The 21324-nt window shown below is 59.4% G+C and carries 17 protein-coding genes and 1 pseudogene; 13 read left to right on the top strand and 5 right to left on the bottom strand.

Annotated elements, in window-relative coordinates; genetic code table 11:
• Nucleotide 1 precedes the first annotated feature (1 nt).
• Nucleotides 2-1414 (top strand): MATE family efflux transporter, encoded by a 1413-nt coding sequence (locus tag ACTG2U_RS07510; RefSeq protein ID WP_157161225.1) that lies wholly within the window; start codon nucleotides 2-4, stop codon nucleotides 1412-1414.
• A gap of 116 nt (nucleotides 1415-1530) precedes the next feature.
• Here the strand turns inward: ACTG2U_RS07510 and alsS are convergent, their stop codons facing one another.
• Together alsS and budA are read right to left on the bottom strand one after the other, a co-directional pair.
• Complete coding sequence (gene alsS / locus ACTG2U_RS07515) at nucleotides 1531-3201, bottom strand: acetolactate synthase AlsS (protein WP_005338504.1); 1671 nt, start codon at nucleotides 3199-3201, stop codon at nucleotides 1531-1533.
• Between the two features lie 18 nt (nucleotides 3202-3219).
• Nucleotides 3220-4014, bottom strand: a complete 795-nt coding sequence (budA, locus tag ACTG2U_RS07520) for an acetolactate decarboxylase (protein ID WP_005338506.1) — start codon at nucleotides 4012-4014, stop codon at nucleotides 3220-3222.
• A gap of 108 nt (nucleotides 4015-4122) precedes the next feature.
• On the opposite strand from budA, the gene ACTG2U_RS07525 reads away from it, so the two are divergent.
• A complete protein-coding gene (locus ACTG2U_RS07525) occupies nucleotides 4123-5058 on the top strand; it encodes a LysR family transcriptional regulator (RefSeq protein WP_439974308.1) in 936 nt (311 codons plus the stop codon).
• Nucleotides 5059-5100: 42 nt separating this feature from the next.
• On the opposite strand, the gene tyrS is transcribed toward ACTG2U_RS07525, so the two are convergent.
• Entirely contained in the window at nucleotides 5101-6300 is a 1200-nt protein-coding gene (tyrS, locus tag ACTG2U_RS07530; protein ID WP_019445249.1) for a tyrosine--tRNA ligase, read from the bottom strand.
• Between the two features lie 109 nt (nucleotides 6301-6409).
• Between tyrS and ACTG2U_RS07535 the strand changes: the two genes are divergently transcribed.
• Both ACTG2U_RS07535 and ACTG2U_RS07540 read left to right on the top strand, forming a co-directional pair.
• Nucleotides 6410-7735, top strand: a complete 1326-nt coding sequence (locus tag ACTG2U_RS07535) for a peptidoglycan DD-metalloendopeptidase family protein (RefSeq protein WP_013724009.1) — start codon at nucleotides 6410-6412, stop codon at nucleotides 7733-7735.
• Between the two features lie 313 nt (nucleotides 7736-8048).
• The gene (locus tag ACTG2U_RS07540) at nucleotides 8049-9170 is read left to right on the top strand and encodes an anhydro-N-acetylmuramic acid kinase (RefSeq protein ID WP_439974309.1); all 1122 of its coding nucleotides are present in this window, start codon (nucleotides 8049-8051) and stop codon (nucleotides 9168-9170) included.
• 22 nt (nucleotides 9171-9192) lie between these two features.
• Here ACTG2U_RS07540 and ACTG2U_RS07545 read toward each other — a convergent pair whose 3' ends face one another.
• Nucleotides 9193-10065, bottom strand: coding sequence for a hypothetical protein (locus ACTG2U_RS07545; RefSeq protein WP_005338512.1), 873 nt, complete (start codon nucleotides 10063-10065; stop codon nucleotides 9193-9195).
• A gap of 1168 nt (nucleotides 10066-11233) precedes the next feature.
• Between ACTG2U_RS07545 and ACTG2U_RS07550 the strand changes: the two are divergent.
• Together ACTG2U_RS07550 and ACTG2U_RS07555 are read left to right on the top strand one after the other, a co-directional pair.
• A pseudogene (locus tag ACTG2U_RS07550) lies at nucleotides 11234-12498 on the top strand (RidA family protein).
• 217 nt (nucleotides 12499-12715) lie between these two features.
• Nucleotides 12716-13246, top strand: a complete 531-nt coding sequence (locus ACTG2U_RS07555; protein WP_439974310.1) for a hypothetical protein — start codon at nucleotides 12716-12718, stop codon at nucleotides 13244-13246.
• An 89-nt stretch (nucleotides 13247-13335) separates the two neighbouring features.
• Here the strand turns inward: ACTG2U_RS07555 and tkt are convergent, their stop codons facing one another.
• Nucleotides 13336-15327, bottom strand: a complete 1992-nt coding sequence (gene tkt / locus ACTG2U_RS07560; RefSeq protein ID WP_279497902.1) for a transketolase — start codon at nucleotides 15325-15327, stop codon at nucleotides 13336-13338.
• Between the two features lie 349 nt (nucleotides 15328-15676).
• On the opposite strand from tkt, the gene metK reads away from it, so the two are divergent.
• From metK to ruvX, 7 genes are all read left to right on the top strand, one after another.
• Nucleotides 15677-16828 (top strand): methionine adenosyltransferase, encoded by a 1152-nt coding sequence (metK, locus tag ACTG2U_RS07565; protein WP_005338519.1) that lies wholly within the window; start codon nucleotides 15677-15679, stop codon nucleotides 16826-16828.
• Between the two features lie 68 nt (nucleotides 16829-16896).
• Complete coding sequence (locus ACTG2U_RS07570; RefSeq protein ID WP_204381605.1) at nucleotides 16897-17424, top strand: SprT family zinc-dependent metalloprotease; 528 nt, start codon at nucleotides 16897-16899, stop codon at nucleotides 17422-17424.
• Between the two features lie 74 nt (nucleotides 17425-17498).
• Entirely contained in the window at nucleotides 17499-18203 is a 705-nt protein-coding gene (locus tag ACTG2U_RS07575; RefSeq protein WP_439974311.1) for an endonuclease, read from the top strand.
• A 119-nt stretch (nucleotides 18204-18322) separates the two neighbouring features.
• Nucleotides 18323-19054, top strand: coding sequence for a 16S rRNA (uracil(1498)-N(3))-methyltransferase (rsmE, locus tag ACTG2U_RS07580; protein ID WP_005343824.1), 732 nt, complete (start codon nucleotides 18323-18325; stop codon nucleotides 19052-19054).
• 51 nt (nucleotides 19055-19105) lie between these two features.
• Nucleotides 19106-20056: a glutathione synthase gene (gene gshB, locus ACTG2U_RS07585; protein ID WP_439974312.1), complete on the top strand. Its 951-nt coding sequence runs from the start codon at nucleotides 19106-19108 to the stop codon at nucleotides 20054-20056.
• 201 nt (nucleotides 20057-20257) lie between these two features.
• The gene (locus tag ACTG2U_RS07590; protein ID WP_005349793.1) at nucleotides 20258-20812 is read left to right on the top strand and encodes a YqgE/AlgH family protein; all 555 of its coding nucleotides are present in this window, start codon (nucleotides 20258-20260) and stop codon (nucleotides 20810-20812) included.
• 43 nt (nucleotides 20813-20855) lie between these two features.
• Nucleotides 20856-21278 (top strand): Holliday junction resolvase RuvX, encoded by a 423-nt coding sequence (gene ruvX, locus ACTG2U_RS07595; RefSeq protein WP_005343821.1) that lies wholly within the window; start codon nucleotides 20856-20858, stop codon nucleotides 21276-21278.
• Nucleotides 21279-21324 lie beyond the last annotated feature (46 nt).

Consider the following 21324-nt stretch of genomic DNA (forward strand, 5'->3'; position numbering starts at 1 on the left):
TATGTCTGCCTATTTAACACTGCGGCAACGGGCCATGACCCGTCGCTTCTGGGCTTACGCCCTCCCCTCCATTCTTGCCATGCTGGTCTCGGGGGCCTACTACCTCATCGACGGCATCTTCGTCGGCCACTATGTCGGCGCCGCTGGCCTCGCCGGGATCAACCTGGTCTATCCGGTCATCATGGTGCTGATCGGTCTGGCCGCCATGATCAGCATGGGGGCGGCCACCGCCATCTCCTTCCAGCAAGGGGCGAAAAACGACAAGCTGGCCCGTCAGGCGCTGGTCAACGCCCTCTGGCTGCTGGCCGGACTCGGGGGCGTTGCGCCGGTTCTGCTCTATTACACCCACACCGATATCCTGCTGGGGCTGGGAATTGAACAGGGCACCGAGACCTGGAAACAGGCAAGCGACTACCTCACCTGGATTGGCGGCGGTACCCTGCTGCTGGCCAGCAATCTGGCGGTGCCCTATCTGCTGCGCAACGATGGTCGCCCGAAACTGGCCATGGTGCTGGTGAGCAGCGGCGCCGTGCTCAATATCATCCTCAACTACATCATGGTGGGTCGGCTGGGGCTGGGATTGATCGGGACCGCGCAGGCCACCCTGATGGCAGAGGGTGCGGTGAGCCTGATCGGCCTTGGCTACTTCTTTACCCCCTGGGCGCGGCTGCGCCTCAGCTGGCGGGATCTGGTGCCCAACCTCCCCGCCATGCCGCACCTGCTCTTTACCGGCCTGCCGAGCCTGATTGCCCAGTTCAACCTCGGGCTGCTGCTGATGCTGCACAACAGCCAGCTGATGGTGTACGGCAATGTGAAGGATCTGGCGGGCTTTACCGTGGCCGGTTACACCGAAGCTGTCTTTATCGTCATTCTGCAGGGGCTCGCCTTCGGCATTCAGCCGCTCATCAGCAAAGCGGCGGGGGCCAAGCGCCACCGCAACCTCAAGTACCTAATGGAGATGGGGCTCAAGTTCACCTTTATCTACGGCATGCTGGTGTGGCTCACCATCCAGCTGCTGCCGGGACAGGTCGCCATGCTCTATACCGGCGACAAGGATCCCGAACTGCTGGCCGCTGCCATCAGCAGCCTGACCCTCAACCTCGGCGCCATTCCGCTGGAGGGGATCATCATGTTCGGCATAGTGCTGCTGCAATCCATGGCGCGTACCCGTCAGGCGCTGGTCATCTCCATCGCCAAAACCGTGTTGCTACTGCCGCTCATCTTCCTGCTGCCGCAACTGTGGGGGCGTGATGGGGTGCTGATGGCCCAGCCCGCCACCGTGCTGCTGCTCACCCTGCCGCTCTGCTGGCTGCTGTGGCGCGAGTGGCTGCGCCTGAAGATGGCCTGCGCGCCAAAAGCCAAACAGCGCCCACAACCGGCCCGCGCACGCGCCGCCGTCCAGCTGGCCCGTTAAGGCCACCAGTCCCGCAAAACAATAAAAAAACCGGCATCCATTGATGCCGGTTTTTGCTATATGAGCGGGTCTGCCTGCCCTTACACAGGGATTCAGGCCAGCACTGCTGCCCACACTTATGCCAATACTTCTGGCCTGAGCTGGGCCATCAGCCCCGGGTTGTCGGAGTAATCCACCGGGATCGCCACCACCGCAGGCCCCTCCACCGCCAGCGCGGCCCGCAGGGTGGCACGCAGCTCGTCGGCCGAACGCACCGCAAAACCTGCCGCCCCGAACGATTCGGCATAGCGTTTGAAGTCGATGGGGCCAAAAGAGACGCCGGAGGTGCGGCAATATTTCTGCTGCTCCTGCATCGCGACCATGTTGTAGCCGTTATCGACCCAGATGATGTGAACGATATTGCTCTTGAGCCGCACCGCCGTCTCCAGCTCCATGCTCGACTGCATGAAGCTGCCATCCCCCGATACCGAGATCACCTTCTCTCCCGGCCGCACCAGCGCCGCGCCGATGGCCCACGGCAGGGCGACCCCCATGGTCTGCTGGCCGTTGGAGATCAACACCTGACGGGCACGGAAGCTGTAGAGGTAGCGGGCAATCCAGATATGGAAGCTGCCCATGTCGACGCAGAGGGTCATGTCGTCGCGCACCAGATCCTGCAGCTCGCGCACGATACGCAAGGGGTGAACCGGATTGCCGTGCAGATCGTCGGCCCGCATCGCCAGTCGCAACCGCTGCTGGCGAACCCCTTGCAGCAGCCGATCCACCTCGGGAGGACGGATTTTCGGATTGCCCATGATGCGGGTCAGCTGCAATAGGTTGGCGCGGATCGACCCCACCAGCTCGGCGGTCGGGCAGTAGCTGCTGTCGATATCGGCAGGCAGCACGTCGATATGGAGGATGCGCCGCTCCCTGTCGCCATTCCACAACACGGGGTCGTACTCGATGGGGCTGTAGCCGATGCAGATCACCAGATCAGCCCCAGCCAGCAGCTGATCCCCCGGCTGGTTGTTAAAGAGCCCGACCCGTCCTGCAAAGTCATCGAAGTGACAGCTGTCCACCACCCCGGCGGCCTGATAGGTACCGGTCACCGGCAGCCGCGCCTTGTCGAGGAAGGCGCGCACTGCCTCGGCATTTTCCGGCCGGCTCGCCATCAGGCCGAGCAGCACCACCGGATTCTGGGCGTTGCGCAGCAGGGTCAATGCCTGCTCCATATTCTGTTCATCGGCGCAGCCCGGCTCCGGCACTTCACGGGGCACCAGCACATTGCCCTGCACCGGCTTGTTGATGATGTCCATCGGCAGGCTGACAAACGCCGCCCCCGGCCGTCCCAGCTCGGCAGCGCGAAAGGCGTTGGCCATCACTTCCGAAATTGCCGCCCCGCTGTTGACCTGAGCACTGAACTTGGTGACCGGACGGCAGAGATTGACCGTATCCATGCTCTGGTGGGTGAGCTTGAGACCATCGGCACGGCGCACCGCACCGCCCAGCGCCACCATGGGGTCCCCTTCCGAGGTGGCAGTCGCCAACCCGGTAATAAGGTTGGAGCAGCCGGGGCCCGAAGTGACCAGCGCCACCCCCGCCTTGCCGGTGAGACGCCCCACGGCGGCAGCCATAAAGGCGGCGTTCGCCTCGTGGCGCACCACTATAGTCTCGATGGGGGAGTCTTCCAGCGCATCGAACACCCGGTCAATCTTGGCCCCCGGGATCCCGAACACCTGCTTGACCCCTTGTGCCTCCAGATGACGAACCACCAGCTCGGCACCGCACTTCCACTGTCTGTTTTCCATGATATTGCTCCTTGTCTATCAGCCTTCGGCGGCCTGAATGGCGCGATCGAGATCGGCGGGGTTGAGGTCGGCCTGCCGGAAAGCGGGATCCGATGGCAGGGCCAGATTGAGGTGACGCACCACAGAAAGCCGCAGGGTGCCGTGAGCCATGGTGTAGTCGAGCAGATGGCCGCCCCCCTTGCGATCGGCGGTGATCATGTGTTCGTGAAAACCCGCCACATTGACCCCCTGCACGAACGGCGGGCAGCGAAAGCCCACCAGGGTTCCCGCCACCGCGGCAAAGCGGAACAGCGGCTGCTGTTCGATGGCTTCCAGCATGGGGCGATAGGGGGGCTCCTGACGCGGCACGGTTCGTACCTTGGCCGTTTCAAACTGGCCGTCGAGACGCAGGGCGACAAAGACGTTGTCGGAGCCCACCAGCCGATCCACCCACTGGTGGATCTCGTCACGGCTCAAGGGGTGATCGAAGCGACGCTCCAGACAGGGGCGAAAATGGGTCATCACCGCAAAGGGGGTCTTCTGATCGGCGCGGGCGGGCCGGGCCGAGCCATCGGAGCGCAACTGGTGGATCTGGCGCTCGAAGGCGATCAGCTCACCATCGAGGTGGTTGAAGGTGCCGAGGCCAAAGTCGCCGTGGCGCAGCAGCTCGCTCATGGTGGTCTCCCCTTCGTAGACCCCCGCCAGCAGGGCGCTCATCAGGGAACTCTGGTAGATCTCGCCACCGTCATGCTGCCTGCGCCAGCGGGAAAACTGCTGGCTCACTTCAAGGGCACAGCTGCACCCGGCACTGTCAGATGTTGCAATATGTTCCATTCGGGTTTCACCTCCACCGTGAATCCTGTTAGCGTTCGGATCCAATGGTGACTTGGTTCACATTTCAACACCAATACGCTGATCCCATGACTTTGAGACTCAATCGATATGGAACTTCGTACGCTCCGCTACTTCATGGCCGTTGTTGAAAAGCAGAATTTCACCCGCGCAGCCGAATCACTCAACATGGCCCAGCCGCCGCTGAGCCAGCAGATCCGCAAGCTGGAAGAGACCCTGGGCACCCCGCTGCTGCGCCGTTTGACCCGCAGTGTCGAGCTGACCGAGGCGGGCGAGAGCCTCTATCGGGATGCGGCGCAGATCCTGGCGCTGGCCGATGCGGCAAAACTGAAGGTAAAGCGGATTGCCCGGGGCGAGCAGGGGGCACTGCGGATCGGCTTTGCCGGTTCCACCGTGCTCCACCCCACGGTGCTGACCCTGCTGCACGACTATCGGGAGCGCTACCCCGAGGTGGCCCTCAGCCCGCAGGAGGGCACCATGCCGGCACTGGTGGAGGCGCTGCGCAACGATCGGCTGGATGCCGCCATCTTGCGGCTGCCATGCCGGGGTAGCGAGGGCTTTGCCCATCACCTTATCGAGCAGGAGCCGCTGCTGATCGCCCTGCCGACCAGCCATCCCAAGGCCAAGCCGGGCCCCTTGCCACTGGCCAGCCTGAAGGACGAGAGTTTTATTCTGTTTCCCCACGCCATCGGGCCCGGGCTCTATGACGGCATCGTGGGCCTCTGTCGGGAGGCGGGGTTCGAGCCGATATTGGGGCCCGAATGCCCGCAGGTGATCTCCACCGTCGGCATGGTGCAGGCGGGCTTTGGCGTGACTCTAGTGCCAAGCTCGGTGGCGGCGCTGCGCCCGCTAGGGGTCAGTTATCACCCCATTGAGGGCAATGGCATGATGACCAGTATCAGTCTGGCGACACGGCCACACCCAAGCAGTGCCGTGCTGCGGCACTTTATCGCCCAGATCCGTGCCGCCCAGATACGACAGGGCCTCCCGAAGGAGGCCCTGTTGAACAAGCTTGAACCGGTTTGATGGCCAGCTTGCCTGATGCGACGGCTTATTTGACGGTGCTGCTTATTTGACAGTCACTCGGGCAAACTTGCGCTTGCCGACCTGATAGACGGCGGTACCGGCACCGATGAGTGCCTTGCCATCTTCCAGCTTCTCGCCATCCACCTTGACCGCGCCCTGCTTGATCATCCGCAGCGCTTCGGAGGTGGTGGCCACCAGATCGGCCTCTTTCAGCAGATTGGCAATGGCCAGCCCTTCGCCTTCCAGTGCCAGCTCGACTTCCGGCATTTCGTCCGGAATGGCGTTCTTGGAGAAGCGCTGGGTGAAATCTTCGTGGGCCGCTTCGGCCGCCGCTTCGTCGTGATAACGGGCGATGATCTCTTTGGCCAGCCAGATCTTCACGTCGCGCGGGTTGAGGGTACCGGCAGCGATGCCTGCCTTGAACTCTTCGATTTCAGCCAGCGGACGGAAGGAGAGCAGCTCGTAGTAGTTCCACATCAGATCGTCGGTGATGGACATGATCTTGCCGAACATCTCGCCCGGAGCGTCGTGGACGCCGATGTAGTTGCCTGCGGATTTGGACATCTTCTTGACGCCATCCAGACCCACCAGCAGCGGCATCATCAGCACGCACTGGGTCGCCATGCCGGCATCTTTTTGCAGCTCGCGGCCCATCAGCAGGTTGAACTTCTGGTCGGTACCGCCGAGCTCAACGTCCGCCTTCAGCGCGACCGAGTCATAGCCTTGCAGCAGCGGATAGAGGAATTCGTGAATCGCGATGGATTGGCCGCCGGTGTAGCGCTTTTTGAAGTCGTCGCGCTCCATCATGCGGGCCACGGTCTGCTTGGCCGCCAGCTTGATCATGCCGGTCGCACCCAGCTCGCTCAGCCAGGTCGAGTTGTACTCGATGCGGGTCTTGGCCGGGTCGAGGATCTTGAACGCTTGCTCGGCATAGGTGAGGGCGTTGTGCTTGATGGCCTCTTCGGAGAGCGGCGGACGGGTGGCGTTCTTGCCGGAGGGATCTCCCACCATGGCAGTGAAGTCACCGATCAGCAGGATCACTTCATGGCCCAGATCCTGGAAGGTCTTCAGCTTGTTGAGGATCACGGTATGACCCAGGTGAATGTCAGGGGCGGTCGGGTCCATGCCCAACTTGATGCGCAGCGGGCGCCCTTCCTTCAACTTGGCGACAAGTTCTTCTTCAACCAGAATTTCTTCCGCTCCGCGCTTGATCTCGGCTAGCGCCACCTCGAGCTGGGACATTTTTTGACTCTCCATCACGATTCCACAGGGCCAAACATATTACTGGAATGGCGGGCCAATTGGAAAGGCTGTAAAATCCGTCCATTCTGCCCGACTTCATCTGCTTCTCATGGTTATTTGGCACGCCTTCAACGCACTCCCCCACTGGCACCGCAAGATGGTGCTGATCTTGAGCATCATGATCATGATGCTGGCTGCCTGGCCAAGCGAACAGGCAGTAGCAACACGGGTCGATGAAAACGGCAACGAAATTGCCCTGCGGGAACCGGCTAACGATAACGCGCTGAACGACGAGCTGCCGGCCGAGGCCGCCCAGCCCGTTACCCCGCCCAAGCCACGCTATATCACCAAGCAGGTGAAGGTACGCCGTGGCGACAACATGGGAGTCATCTTCCAGCGCATTGGCCTGAGCACCACGGATCTGCACCTGATCGATCAGCTCGAGGGCAGCGATCCCCTGCGGATGCTGCAACCGGGGCAGGAGCTCACCTTCAAGCTCACCGAGAACGGCGAGCTGCACAGCCTCTATTACCCCCACAGTCTGGAGCAGGCGCTCAAGGTGAGCCGCAAGGAGGAGACCTTTGTCGCCCGCAACGTCAAGATCGCCCTCGACACCCGCGAACAGGTGAGCAAAGGCGAGATCCGCTCCAGCTTCTGGGGCGCCGCGGTGGATGCGGGAATGACCGAAGATCAGATCATGGACTTGGCCGCCATCTTCGGCTGGGATATCGACTTTGCCCAGGATTTGCAGCCGGGAGACAGCTTCCGGGTGGTCTATGAAGACAAGTTCCGCGACGACGAGCGGGTCGCCTCCGGCGATATTCTGGCGGCCGAGTTCGTCAACCAGGGCACCGCCTACCGCGCCGTGCTCAATGAAGATGGCAACTACTACACCCCGGAAGGGAAGGCGATGCGCAAGAGCTTCCTGCGCGCGCCGGTCAACTTCAAATACATCAGCTCCAACTTCAACCCGCGCCGCCTCCATCCGGTGACCGGCAAGATCCGCCCCCACAACGGCATCGACTATGTGGCGCCGGTGGGCACCCCCATCATGGCAGCGGGCTCCGGCAGCGTGGTGGCCGCCGGTTACAACCAGTTCAACGGCAACTACGTCTTTATCAAGCATGCCGGCAACTATGTGACCAAGTACCTGCACCTCTCCAAGCGCACCGTCAACAAGGGACAGCGGGTGAAGCAGGGGCAGACCATCGGCACTCTGGGTGGCACAGGTCGCGTCACCGGCCCGCACCTGCACTACGAATTCGTGGTGGGCGGCATTCACAAGAACCCGCGCACCCTCACCCTGCCGCAGGCAGAGACCCTGAGCGGACGCGAGCTGGCCAACTTCAAAAAGCTGGCGATGCCGCAACTGGCCAAGCTCGACAACCCCGAGCTGCAGCTGGCCCAGAACAAGCGGGATAGTCGCGGCAACTAAGTCATCAGGGCTGGCAGGGTGAAGGCCCTGCCAGCCCCTTTTATTGAACCCGCGCCAGGCAATCAGATTGAAATGAGTCCGCTTTCGGACATAAGATGAGATGGAACACCGGGAGCGGCATGTGGCACGGAAGCAAAGGCTTATCTATCCTGTCTCTCTCACTCTTTTTCCGGTCCGCATTGAGGATGCAACATGGTTGAGCGTTATATCGGTCTGATGTCAAAGATCACGCCATGTGGCATGGGATGAAAGCCGTTCCCCTCTTCACCCTCTCTGCACACCGTATTTTCGAACAGCAATGTAAGGAGACACCATGGCTGAGCGCTATATCGGTCTGATGTCGGGAACCAGCATGGACGGCATTGATGCCGTGCTGGTGATGATCGCCGGGGATGAACTGCGGGTCGAAGCGGCGCTTTGTCACCCCTGGCCGCAAGAGACCGCCCGCACGCTGCATGCCCTCTGCACCCCGGGCGACAATGAAATCGACCGCATGGGGGTGGCCGATAATCTGGTGGCGCGAGAGTTTGCCGCCGCCACCCACGCGCTGCTGGCCAAGGCGAAGCTTGAGCCCAAAGATATTCGCGCCATCGGCAGCCACGGCCAGACCATCCGCCATCGCCCCCAGCTCGGCTTTACCCTGCAGATCGGCAACGCCGCCCTGCTGGCCGCCCTGACCGGCATCGACGTTATCGCCGATTTTCGCACCATGGATATGGCCCTCGGCGGTCAGGGGGCGCCGCTGGTGCCCGCCTTCCATCAGGCACTGTTTGCCAAGCCCGGCGCCCTGCGGGTGGTACTGAACCTCGGCGGCATCGCCAATATCTCGGTGCTGCCGGGCAATCCGGGCGGGGTATATGGTTTTGATACCGGCCCGGCCAACACCCTGCTCGATGGCTGGTATCGCCGCCATCAGCCCCACGGCGGCAGCTATGACGCCGGTGGCAAATGGGCCGCTAGTGGCAAGCCCATCCCGGCCCTGCTGGAGAAGCTGCTGGCTCACCCCTACTTCGCCGCCCCCTCCCCCAAGAGCACCGGACGGGAGATGTTCACCCTCGATTGGCTCGATGGGGAGCTGGCAGGCACTTCATACGCCCCCGTGGATGTGCAGCGCACCCTGCATGCGCTCACCTGCCACAGCATCGCCCGCCAACTGCCCGCCCGGCCCGAATCAGTCGGTGCTAGCCAGCCGAAAGCCGAGCTGTTTGTCTGCGGTGGCGGCGCCCATAACGCACCCTTGCTGAAGGAGCTGGCCAGCCTGCTGCCTGCATGGCGCATCGCCAGCACTGCCGAGCTGGGCCTTGCCCCCGACTGGGTGGAAGGCGCTGCCTTTGCCTGGCTGGCCATGTGTTTTGTTCACCGCAAGCCGGGTAACCTGCCCGCCGTCACCGGCGCCAGCCGTCCGGCTGTGCTGGGGGCGCTTTATCCCGCCTGAGTGATGACAAGGGGGCTGCGGATCAGTGTGCCCCCTTGAACAGACGCACAACCTGTTGCCGGATCGGTGCAAACAGCGGGGGCTTTGGCGGCTCCAGATTGATATGGCGCCGCCCGGCACGGGTTTCACAGCGAAGCAGATTCTGGATGTAGTGATGGTGGGAACGATGGATCAGCTGTGAGGCCTGATACGCCCACTGTCTGGGCACGCCCCACAGGGTGCTGGCAATAGCCCCGACGATGCAGAAGAAAGCGGGCTCCTGAATTCCCATCCGGCTGGCGTTCTCCAGCGCCTCCTTGAGCGAGTTGGAGTGAGCAATACAGGTCATGATATTGACCATGAAGGCGTCGTAATCATCCTCCCCACCCTTGCCAACGCGCGCCGTCAGGGTCGCCGCAGGCTGATAACCAAACTGATGGCCGATATTTTCCAACACCGTATTCCGCTGGCGGATCACCTTGCCATAAAACATCAGCATCACCATGCAGTCGATCGCCTTGCACAGCGCCTCGTAGTGGGGATGGCTCTTCTTGGGACGCGGCGCCGTGGCGAGGGCCAGCTCTTCAGAGATGGCCAAGAGGCCCACAGGTACGGCGGTGCTGACAAACGAGAGGTCAATCGACAGCTCCAGCCCCTCCTCCCCTTCCATGCGGGCCACAATCACATGCTCGCCAAACAGCCGACGCTGGCGCTCGATAAAGGCGCCAAAGACCAGATCACGAAACTGCTTTTGCGGATAAGGGGTATCGAGCAGGCTCTCGATGGTCATGATGGCGGCGGATACCCGGCCGCGCAGTCGGTAATCGGCAGGAATGGGAAAACTCTTTCCCAGGCGAGGAGGTAACCGCTGCCCAGATGTTTGACAATACATATCGCCCAGAACGAAACCCAGCATAAATCCTCCACTGTCAGGTAATGATGATCGCGATGCGATCTCGCTTGCCAATCCTGGGCAATGGCCTGCCGGTGCTTCGATGCTCTCCGTCAGGACTCCTTGATCACCTTATTAATCATACGATTAATAGTGAGTGAAAAAAGCGACCTGACTCGCAATCACGCCACTAATTAACAGTTTCATCAAGAAACCATAAAAAGCGGTCGATAAATCCATTTATTGACGGATTTACCTTTAAAAACAATATATTGAACTTTGTGCCTGCGAAATCACCTGAGCTGTTCCCGAGCTCTGAAAACCATCCCAATCATCACAACCAGCCACAGATAAGGGGGAGATCAGACAAAGCCGCAAAAAAAGTGGAAAAAACGATGAGGCGGGGCAACACCACCCATCTAGGGATGCAACCGGCGTGAAGATAAGCGAATTGCCAGCACCTCCCCTTCCTCATCCAGCGCCACCTCTCATCCAGCACCACAGCTCCCGCACACCGTCACGCCAACGCCATGCTCCCCACTCCTGTGCAGCAGGGGCAGATCCGCCGTGCAAATTCATGGCATAGCATTTTATGGCGTTAATAACAGATCCCGGCTGCCAGCAAGGTGTCATCGAGTATGCCGGAATCAGCATTAACAGAGAGGAATGCAAAAGCCGTGAATTATATTCCAGAGGTATCTTTAATAAGGTGGACATGCATATTCACGGGAATTTTCATAGCCCCTTAAAAGAGCTGAAAACAGATATCCATGCACCATAACATGCATTATTTGCACATCGGCGCATAATATTAACCCTTTATTCACACGCCAATATCCCGAAGAGGGGGAGAGCAAACCCAGTCAGGACAAGGCTGTTCGCCGGTTCGGCACCATTTGCATACGAATTGGCTGCGATTTCGGGTGAATTGAATAGCAATATGATTAAATTTGCACCCATTGAGCCATCTCATAGAAATGCAATCAGCGGTTTGCAACCCCTGATAGCCACTCATAGAATCGCAGCGTCTGAAATATCTACCCTGTCCTCTTATCCCTTATTCCTCTCAGTAATTGAGTGGATCACAAATAATAACCGGGGATGCCGCCGCTGGCGCAATGGCCGTGGCACACAACAAGATGGGGTAAACCTGTACCTGAATGAACAACAAATATTAAAAAGAGGCATATCTATGAGTGGCACCATCATCAAGTCGGCAAGAAATACCCCCCATGCACCCAGGATCTGGGCCCCTGCACCCAAACGGTGGCGTTTTCTCATTACAACAATATCTCGGCCCAGCTGCCGGTCGATCCCGCCACCGGCAAGATGGTGAGCGGCGATGTCACCGCGCAGGCAAGACAGTGCCTGAGCAACCTCAAGGCAATCATCGAGAGCATCGGCCATGTGATGGACGATATGGTCAAAGCGACCATCTTCCTGAAAGAGATGGCGGATCTGGAAGCGGTCAACGCCGTCTATCGCGAATTCTTCCCGGGCTATCTGCCGACCCGCACCACCCTCGCCGTCGCCGCGCTGCCGCTGGGCGCGCTGGTGCAGATCGATGCCATCATCTCCAACGGCGAAGGCACCTTCCCGCAAGATCCTTGCCCGCTAGTGAAGCTCGCCCGCAATAGCGACAAGGCGCCGCACAATCCGCTCTCCACCCATACTGTGGCCTTCTCCCACTACAACAATATCGGCGCCCAGCTGCCGGTCGAGGCCGCCTCGGGCCAGCTGGTTGCCGGTGGCATCAAGGAGCAGGCGGGCCAGTGTCTACGCAATATCAAGGCGGTGCTGGAGAGCATCGACGTGCCGTTTGACGATATCGTCAAGGTTACCGTCTACCTGACCGATCTGGCCGATCTGGATGCCGTCAACGAGGTCTACACCACCTTCTTCCCCGACTCTGCCATTGCCCGCGCCGTCGCCTATCTGCCTGCCCGCTCGGTAGTCAGTGCCGCCGCCCTGCCCATGGGGGCGCTAGTGCAGATTGATGCGGTCATCTCCCACGGTGACGGCACCCCGCCGCAACTGGTGGAAGACAGACACAATCTGGTGATCCGTGCCCACAATACCGACAAGGCACCGCAGAGCCCGCTCCATTGCCAAACCGTCGCCTTCTCCCACTACAACCATCTCTCTGCGCAGTTACCGATTGACCCCGCCACCGGCAAGATCCTGGCTGGCTGCATCAAGGAGCAGACCGCCCAGTGCCTGAGCAATATCAAGGCGATTGTGGAGAGCATCGGCCATGTGATGGACGATATCGTCAAGGTAAATATCCAGCTCGGCAATATCGCCGACCTTGATGCGGTCAACGCCGTCTACACCAAATATTTCCCGGGTTATCTGCCTGCCCGCACCGTATTCGGGGTGAGCGAACTGCCCGCCGGCGCCCTGGTACAAATTGATGCGGTGATGTCCAACGCGGAAAGCACCCCGCCGCAGGCGTAAGTGTTGCGGTAAATAAAAAGAGACCGGCTATATGCCGGTCTTTTTTTGATAACAGGAAATAGCATTATTTTTTATGGCATCCTCTTAAAGAACGCGAACGCCCGATTACGCTTCACTAATCGATCTACTAACTAGGAAATACTCACTGATTATGGCATTATTCATCTAATTGCCAGCATATTGACGATCCTAATTATCGATGGGAGATTATAAATCTATGTCTGAACGTTCCATAGAGTTAATAAAACAGAGCATCAACGGAGCTAATAAGTATGACTACTTTATAGTAGGCGTTGGAGCTGCGACATTTTCTTATTTTGCTAAAGATTTCAAGGTTAGTGAGCATTTTTATTTCAATGAAAGCACAGTCATTTTACTAGCGTTAACTTTGCTTTCAATATCAGTTATTTGTGGATTGAAAACAATATCACTTTACAACATTTACTTAAATAAAAATGGAAAATACCTAGACCTTTCAGAGCATTTAGCTGGATACAAGAAAAATGTCATTGAAGGCGGCATTGCAATCAATGAGGAGAATGGGGATATATTATATCCTGATGAGTCAGAGCTAAAGGTTAGAGCATTATCAGAAATACTTCCAGAGAGAAAAAATGAACTGCACAAGCTAGGAAATAAGATAGAAGTTGGTTACAGGATTAGAGATTACTCACTGTTTATATCTTATATATTCCTAGCAATAAGCAAGTCTATGCCACTTTTTATTAATTTAATACCCTATAATTAACATACAAACTGATTTATATATTTCCATTTCTATTTAGAATGTAAAAACGCCTCCATAAGGAGGCGTTTTTATTTGCAAAGACTCTGGAATTACAGGGATTCAGCGGTTGCAACCACGTTTTCCACGGTAAAGCCGAATTCCTTGAACAGCAGCTCGGCCGGTGCGGACTCACCGAAGGTGGTCATACCGATGATCTTGCCGCCGAAACCGACGTACTTGTACCAGTAGTCAGCGATGCCCGCTTCGATGGCCACACGCTTGGTGACAGAAGACGGCAGGACGGACTCTTTGTACTCGGCAGACTGGGCGTCGAACACGTCGGTAGACGGCAGAGAGACCACGCGCACGGCACGGCCTTTGGCAGTCAGCTGCTCATAGGCGGCAACGGCCAGTTCCACTTCGGAACCGGTGGCGATCAGGATCAGCTCCGGAGTACCGGCGCAATCCTTCAGCACGTAGCCACCCTTGGCGGTGTCGGCCAGCTGCTGGGCAGTACGGTCCATCTGGGCCAGGTTCTGACGAGAGAAGATCAGAGAGGTCGGGCCGTCAGTACGCTCGATGGCGTGTTTCCAGGCGATGGCAGATTCAACCTGGTCACACGGACGCCAAGTGCTCATGTTCGGAGTCAGACGCAGGGAGGCGATCTGCTCAACCGGCTGGTGAGTCGGGCCATCTTCACCCAGACCGATGGAGTCGTGGGTGTAAACGAAGATAGCGCGCTGCTTCATCAGGGCGGCCATGCGCAGGGCGTTGCGGGCGTACTCCATAAACATCAGGAAGGTAGCGCCGTAGGGGATGAAACCACCGTGCAGGGCGATACCGTTCATGATGGCGGACATGCCGAACTCGCGTACACCGTAGTGGATGTAGTTGCCGGAGGCATCGTCGTTGGTCAGGGACTTGGAGCCAGACCACATGGTCAGGTTGGACGGAGCCAGGTCGGCAGAGCCGCCCATGAACTCCGGCAGCAGCTTGCCGAACGCTTCCAGAGAGTTCTGGGATGCTTTACGGGTCGCAATCTTGGCCGGGTTGGCTTGCAGGGTTTCGATGATCTTGGCGGATTCAACAGCCCAGTTGGCCGGCAGTTCGCCAGCGGTGCGGCGCTTGAATTCGGCAGCCAGCGTCGGGTGAGCGGCTTCATAGGCAGCGAACTTGGCAGCCCAGTCAGCTTCCAGTGCAGCGCCCTTCTCCTGAGCGTTCCACTCGGCAGCGATATCGGCCGGGATAACGAACGGAGCGTGGTCCCACTTCAGGAATGCGCGAGCAGCGGCGATTTCGTCGTTGCCCAGCGGTGAGCCGTGGCAGTCGTGAGAACCGGATTTGTTCGGGGAGCCGTAACCGATGATGGTGCGGCAGCAGATCAGGGTCGGCTTGCCTGTCTCGGCCTTGGCGGCTTCGATGGCGGCATTGATGGCTTCCGGGCTGTGACCGTCAACAGCCGGGATTACGTGCCAGCCGTAGGCTTCGAAACGCTTGACGGTGTCGTCGGTGAACCAGCCTTCTACGTGACCGTCGATGGAGATACCGTTGTCATCCCAGAACGCGATCAGTTTGCCCAGTTGCAGGGTACCTGCCAGAGAGCAAGCCTCGTGGGAGATACCTTCCATCAGGCAGCCGTCGCCCATAAAGGCGTAGGTGTAGTGGTCAACGATGTCGTGGCCCGGCTGGTTGAACTGCTCAGCCATGGCTTTCTCGGCGATCGCCATACCAACAGCGTTGGTGATGCCCTGACCCAGCGGGCCAGTGGTGGTTTCCACGCCCGGTGCATAGCCGTACTCCGGGTGACCCGGGGTGCGAGAGTGCAGTTGGCGGAAGTTTTTCAGATCGTCGATGGAGAGGTCATAACCGGAGAGGTGCAGCAGGGAGTACAGCAGCATGGAGCCGTGGCCGTTGGAGAGAATGAAACGGTCGCGGTCGGCCCACTTGGGGTTGTTCGGGTTATGTCTGAGGTGGCTACGCCACAGCACTTCGGCGATATCCGCCATTCCCATGGGGGCGCCCGGGTGACCGGAGTTGGCTTTTTGAACGGCATCCATACTCAATGCACGAATGGCATTGGCAAGCTCTTTACGAGAAGGCATCTGAATCTCCTGCGATTGCTTCATTTGATGGCCAAGATTAAGGCGCGTTATTGTCCCAGCAGGGCGCGCGGCGTGCAAATATTATCTGGATGAATAAAGTGGCTTTGGGAGGACAATCGCTTTTCTTGCCCTCTATTGACCAAAGCAACCAGAGAAAAACGTTTGATTTCCATCCCTTTTGGGATAGGAGAGCACCGCTTGTGACCCATTGGACACTGTGCGACAAAATAGTGCTGGCAATCACGGGGGGCGCTAATTAAAATAGACGTCCAGATGTAGATACCTCTACACCATCCCATTCATCCGGTTATTGCCGTGGCGATAACCCAGACAAGCTGAGACTCTTATCATGGCAAAGCTGTTTACTTCCGAGTCGGTCTCCGAAGGCCATCCCGACAAGATTGCGGACCAGATCTCCGATGCGGTACTGGACGCCATCCTCAAGCAAGATACCAAGGCACGCGTTGCCTGCGAGACCCTGGTCAAGACCGGTATGGTCATGGTGGCCGGCGAAGTAACCACCTCTGCCTGGGTTGATATCGAAGAGATCGTGCGTGATACCGTACGTGAAATCGGCTACACCCACTCCGACATGGGCTTCGACGCTGACTCCTGCGCCGTGCTGAACGCCATCGGCAAGCAGTCCCCGGACATCAACCAGGGTGTTGACCGCAGCGATCCGCTGGAGCAGGGCGCTGGCGACCAGGGCCTGATGTTCGGCTATGCCACCAACGAAACCGACGTGCTGATGCCGGCCCCCATCACCTACTCTCACCTGCTGGTGAAGCGTCAGGCTGAAGTGCGCAAGAACGGCACCCTGCCGTGGCTGCGTCCGGATGCCAAGAGCCAGCTGACCTTCGCCTACGACGACGCAGGCAAGATCATCGGTGTGGATGCCGTGGTGCTGTCTACCCAGCACGCCGAATCCATCAGCCACAAGGATCTGGTTGAAGCTGTACGCGAAGAGATCATCAAGCCGGTACTGCCGGCCGAGTGGGTCAACAAGGACACCAAATACTTCATCAACCCGACCGGCCGTTTCGTTATCGGCGGCCCGATGGGTGACTGCGGTCTGACCGGTCGCAAGATCATCGTCGACACCTACGGCGGCATGGCCCGTCACGGTGGTGGCGCCTTCTCCGGTAAGGATCCGTCCAAGGTTGACCGCTCCGCTGCCTACGCCGCCCGCTACGTTGCCAAAAACATCGTTGCCGCCGGTCTGGCAGATCGCTGTGAAATCCAGATCTCCTACGCCATCGGCGTGGCCGAGCCGACCTCCATCAGCGTCGAAACCTTCGGTACTGCCAAGGTCGCCGAAGAGCTGCTGGTCAAACTGGTGCGCGAGCACTTCGAACTGCGCCCGTATGGCCTGATCGAAATGCTGGATCTGAAGCGCCCGATCTACCAGGCTACCGCTGCCTACGGTCACTTCGGTCGTGACGAGTTCCCGTGGGAGCAGACCGACAAGGCCGAACTGCTGCGTTCCGCCGCTGGCCTGTAAGGCTCGCTGTTGTGATAAAAGGGGAGCCTGGCTCCCCTTTTGCTTATCCGCTATCTGACGAGATGTTGATGTCTGCCACTCCTGCCCAGCTTGTCGCCCTGCTGCAACAACGCGTAGAAGCCTGTTTTGTGCAGGCCGAGGCGCGCCTTGGCCGCACCTTCCCCCGCCCGCGGATCTACTGCAATATGCGGGGCCGAGCGGCGGGATCGGCGCGGCTGCAAACCTGGGAGCTGCGCTTCAATCCCGCCCTCTATCAGGCCAACCAGCAGGCGTTTCTGGATGAGGTGGTGCCCCACGAGGTGGCCCATCTGCTGGTTTATGCCCTGTGGGGTGACGGGCGCGGCAAAAACCGGGTGCTACCCCACGGCCGCCAGTGGCAATCGGTGATGCGGGAGGTATTCGGCCTTGAGCCCAGAACCACCCACAGCTTCGATCTGGCGGTTTTGGCCCAGCGCACCGTGCCCTATCGCTGCCTCTGCCAGCAGCATCAGCTCTCTATTCGCCGTCACAACAAGGTGGTGCGTGGCGAGGCCCGCTATCACTGCCGCCGCTGCAAGCAACCGCTGGAGCGGGAACGGCCGGAGCCAGAGCAGTAAGCCAGCTTGTGTCGCGCCCCTGTGGTAGGGTGCCCGCCATCGTTCGTCAATCACCCCGTTTTGCAAGGAATCCCATGCGTTTCACCTCCTCCCTCGCCCTGACCCTGCTGGCCGGTTTGCCGCTGCTCAGCGCGCCTCTGCACGCCCAGACCTTTCGCGAAGCCAAGCAGGATCTGGTGAAGCTCTATCGCAGCCAACCTGCGGTCACCACCTTCTACTGCGGCTGTGACATCGACTATCAGGGCAAGAAAATGAGCCCGGATCTCGCCAGTTGCGGCTATGAGCCGCGCAAGCAGGCCAAGCGCGCCGCTCGCATCGAGTGGGAACACGTGGTCCCGGCCTGGGAGTTCGGCCACCAGCTGCAATGCTGGCAGGATGGCGGTCGCAAGAACTGCGAGAAGGTGAGCCCGGAGTTCAACAAGATGGAGGGGGACATGCACAATCTCTTCCCCGCCATCGGCGAGGTGAACGGCGATCGGGCCAACTACCGCTTCTCCGACTGGAACGGCAAGCCGGATCAGTACGGCCAGTGCCAGATGCTGGTGGATTTCAAGGATCGTCGGGTGCAACCGCCAAAGGGGCCGGTGCGGGGCCAGATTGCCCGTGCCTACCTCTACATGGGCCAGCAGTATGGGCTGCGTCTGGCAGCGCAACAGCGTAAACTGTTTGAAGCCTGGGATCGCCAGTACCCGGCAGAGGGCTGGGAGTGCGAGCGCAATCGCCGTATCGGCAAGCTGCAGGGCAATACCAATCCCTTTATTGAAAAGCAGTGCCAATAACCCCATTTGACCTGGGAGGGGGATCGCCCCTCCTATCATGAAACCCTTCTTCACTGCCGCGTGAGCCTTGCTCGCAGCAGGATATGGAGGGTTTCCAAGCAAGAGACTGACAAGCAGCCATGCGCATTCCACGTATCTATGAACCGGCCACCCTGCAAGTTGGCCAGACCATCGCCCTGTCGGAAGACGGCGCCAACCATATCGGCCGGGTACTGCGCATGCAGCCGGGCCAGCAGCTCGAGCTGTTCAACGGCGATGGCAATCAATATCCCGCCACCATCGCCAGCGTCGGCAAGAAGTCGGTGGAAGTGACCATCGACAGCTGCGACGTCCAATCAGTGGAGTCACCGCTGGCCATCCACTTGGGTCAGGTGATCAGCCGCGGCGACAAGATGGACTTCACCATCCAGAAATCGGTTGAGCTGGGCGTCACCTGCATCACCCCGCTCTTCTCCGAGCGCTGCGGCGTCAAGCTGCCGGCAGACCGGCTGGAGAAGAAGCGCGAACAATGGCAGAAGGTGGTGATCAGCGCCTGCGAACAGTGCGGCCGCAACGTGGTGCCCGAAGTGCGTATGCCGATGGAGCTGGACGCCTGGCTGGCGGAAGAGACCAAAGAGCTCAAGCTCAACCTGCACCCGCGCGCCGAGTACAGCATCAACACCCTGCCCGTTCCCGAGCATGGGGTACGCCTGCTGATTGGCCCGGAAGGGGGCTTGTCGAGCGACGAGATCGCCCGTACCGTGCAGGAAGATTTCAAAGAGATGCTGCTGGGGCCGCGGGTGCTGCGCACCGAAACCGCCGCCCTGACTGCGATCACTGCGCTGCAGTGCCGTTTTGGCGATCTGGCCTGAAGCAGGTTTTAAGAATCTCACTCGCAATCGAGCTACCAGAAGGATATTCGGATGACCATTAAACTCGGCATCGTGATGGACCCCATCTCGGCCATCAACATCAAGAAAGATTCCAGCTTTGCCATGCTCGAAGAGGCGCAAAAGCGCGGCTATGAGCTCTTCTATCTGGAGATGAAGGATCTCTACATGGAAGCCGGTCGCGCCTTTGGCACCATGCGCCCGCTCACCGTCAAATATGACTATGCCGACTGGTACACGCTGGGCGAGGTGGTGGATCAGCCCCTCTCCAACCTCGATGTGATCCTGATGCGCAAGGATCCGCCGTTCGACACCGAATTTATCTACGCCACCTACATGCTGGAGCGGGCCGAGGATGAGGGTTGCCTCATCGTCAACAAGCCCCAAAGCCTGCGCGATGCCAACGAGAAGCTCTACACCGCCTGGTTTGCCGAGCACACCCCGACCACGCTGGTGACTCGCCGCGCCGACAAGCTGCGCGCCTTCCACGCCCAGCACAAAGACGTGATCTTGAAGCCCTTGGACGGCATGGGCGGCGCCTCCATCTTCCGCATGAAGGAGGATGACGCCAACATCGGCGTGATTATCGAGACCCTGACCGCCCACGGCAGCCAGTACTGCATGGCGCAGACCTATCTGCCCGCTATCAAGGATGGCGACAAGCGGGTGCTGGTGGTGGACGGTGAACCGGTGCCTTACTGCCTCGCCCGTATTCCGGCGCAAGGTGAGACCCGTGGCAATCTGGCGGCCGGTGGCCGTGGTGAAGCACGTCCCCTGAGCGAAGCCGACTGGGCCATCGCCCGCGCTGTGGGCCCGACGTTAAAAGAGAAGGGGCTTATCTTCGTTGGCCTCGATATCATCGGCGACCGCCTGACCGAGATTAACGTCACCAGCCCGACCTGCATTCGCGAGATTGAAGCGGCCTTCGATGTGCATATCACCGGTATGCTGATGGATGCCATCGAGCGTCGGCTGGGCAAATAATCGCCAGGCAGGCTAACCGCCTGTTCAGGGGTAACCCGCCCCTGACAAGCCCTGAAAAAGAGAGGGTGGCCCGGCGCCACCCTTTCTGTTTCAAGGCAATCCGGAAAGGGGGCGGGATCTCGCCCTGCCCAAAAAGCGGTTTTTCCCATGGGGATCAACTGCCATAATTGACCTCAAATACCTTTGCACTATTTGGCCTCTATGCAAACACTGCAAAATCACTTCCTGCTTGCCATGCCAAGCCTGACGGATCCCTACTTCGAGCGTTCGCTGGTCTATCTGTGCGAGCACAACGAAGAGGGCGCCATGGGACTGGTCGTCAACATTCCGGTCGAGATGTCGCTGGAAACCATGCTGACCCAGCTCCAGCTCAACCCGCCCAACAACCCGGAACTCAAGCAGCCGGTGCTGCAAGGGGGGCCGGTTCATGCCGATCGTGGCTTCGTGCTGCATAGCTTCCGCCCCGGTTTCAACTCCACCCTGCAGGTGGGGGATGAGATGATGGTGACCACCTCCAAGGATATTCTGGAAACTCTGGGTACGAGCGAGGCTCCTGCCCATTGGCTGGTGGCCCTTGGTTATGCCGGCTGGAGTGCCGGGCAGCTGGAGCAGGAGCTGGTGGATGGCGCCTGGCTGGTGATCCCCCCCAATCCGGCTCTGGTGTTCAAGACCCCCATTCACAAACGTTGGCAGCAAGCTGCCGCCAGCATAGGGGTGAACCCGGTTCACCTCTCCAGCGATATCGGCCACAGCTGATCGGCTGGCCCGCTCCGCTCTCTATTTCGAGGATTTATCAGTTATGTCATCACGCAGCATCATGGGCTTTGACTATGGCACCAAGAGCATTGGCGTCGCCATCGGTCAGGAGCTGACTGGCACAGCCCAGCCTCTGCGCGCCCTCAAGGCCAACGACGGCATCCCCAACTGGGACGAGATTGAGAAGCTGCTCAAGGAGTGGCAACCGGACCTGCTGGTGGTCGGTCTGCCACTGAACATGGATGGCACAGATCAGGAGATAACAGTACGGGCCCGCAAATTTGGTAACCGGCTGCATGGCCGTTTCGGCAAGCCGGTGGAGTTCAAGGATGAGCGACTCACCACCACAGATGCCCGCGCCCGCCTGTTTGAACGGGGCGGCTATCGCGCGCTGGAAAAAGGCAGTGTGGACGGCGTATCGGCGCAGCTGATCGTCGAAGCCTGGATGGAAGAGCAGTACAACTAAGTCATCAACAGCAAGGCAAGGGTCGCAGCCCTTGCCTTGTCTCGCA

It is taken from the genome of Aeromonas sp. 95A (genome assembly GCF_051919235.1).
GTDB classification, from domain to species: domain Bacteria; phylum Pseudomonadota; class Gammaproteobacteria; order Enterobacterales; family Aeromonadaceae; genus Aeromonas; species Aeromonas veronii.

Excerpts from the sequence above, each read along its gene's own strand:
- ACTG2U_RS07575 (WP_439974311.1), top strand. The coding sequence starts at position 17,499 with ATGCGTTTCACCTCCTCCCTCGCCCTGACCCTGCTGGCCGGTTTGCCG.
- ACTG2U_RS07535 (WP_013724009.1), top strand. The coding sequence starts at position 6,410 with ATGGTTATTTGGCACGCCTTCAACGCACTCCCCCACTGGCACCGCAAG.
- ACTG2U_RS07540 (WP_439974309.1), top strand. The coding sequence starts at position 8,049 with ATGGCTGAGCGCTATATCGGTCTGATGTCGGGAACCAGCATGGACGGC.
- tkt (WP_279497902.1), bottom strand. The coding sequence starts at position 15,327 with ATGCCTTCTCGTAAAGAGCTTGCCAATGCCATTCGTGCATTGAGTATG.
- ACTG2U_RS07525 (WP_439974308.1), top strand. The coding sequence starts at position 4,123 with ATGGAACTTCGTACGCTCCGCTACTTCATGGCCGTTGTTGAAAAGCAG.
- ACTG2U_RS07545 (WP_005338512.1), bottom strand. The coding sequence starts at position 10,065 with ATGCTGGGTTTCGTTCTGGGCGATATGTATTGTCAAACATCTGGGCAG.
- tyrS (WP_019445249.1), bottom strand. The coding sequence starts at position 6,300 with ATGTCCCAGCTCGAGGTGGCGCTAGCCGAGATCAAGCGCGGAGCGGAA.
- ACTG2U_RS07590 (WP_005349793.1), top strand. The coding sequence starts at position 20,258 with ATGCAAACACTGCAAAATCACTTCCTGCTTGCCATGCCAAGCCTGACG.
- metK (WP_005338519.1), top strand. The coding sequence starts at position 15,677 with ATGGCAAAGCTGTTTACTTCCGAGTCGGTCTCCGAAGGCCATCCCGAC.
- alsS (WP_005338504.1), bottom strand. The coding sequence starts at position 3,201 with ATGGAAAACAGACAGTGGAAGTGCGGTGCCGAGCTGGTGGTTCGTCAT.
- budA (WP_005338506.1), bottom strand. The coding sequence starts at position 4,014 with ATGGAACATATTGCAACATCTGACAGTGCCGGGTGCAGCTGTGCCCTT.
- ACTG2U_RS07570 (WP_204381605.1), top strand. The coding sequence starts at position 16,897 with ATGTCTGCCACTCCTGCCCAGCTTGTCGCCCTGCTGCAACAACGCGTA.
- ruvX (WP_005343821.1), top strand. The coding sequence starts at position 20,856 with ATGTCATCACGCAGCATCATGGGCTTTGACTATGGCACCAAGAGCATT.
- rsmE (WP_005343824.1), top strand. The coding sequence starts at position 18,323 with ATGCGCATTCCACGTATCTATGAACCGGCCACCCTGCAAGTTGGCCAG.
- ACTG2U_RS07555 (WP_439974310.1), top strand. The coding sequence starts at position 12,716 with ATGTCTGAACGTTCCATAGAGTTAATAAAACAGAGCATCAACGGAGCT.
- gshB (WP_439974312.1), top strand. The coding sequence starts at position 19,106 with ATGACCATTAAACTCGGCATCGTGATGGACCCCATCTCGGCCATCAAC.
- ACTG2U_RS07510 (WP_157161225.1), top strand. The coding sequence starts at position 2 with ATGTCTGCCTATTTAACACTGCGGCAACGGGCCATGACCCGTCGCTTC.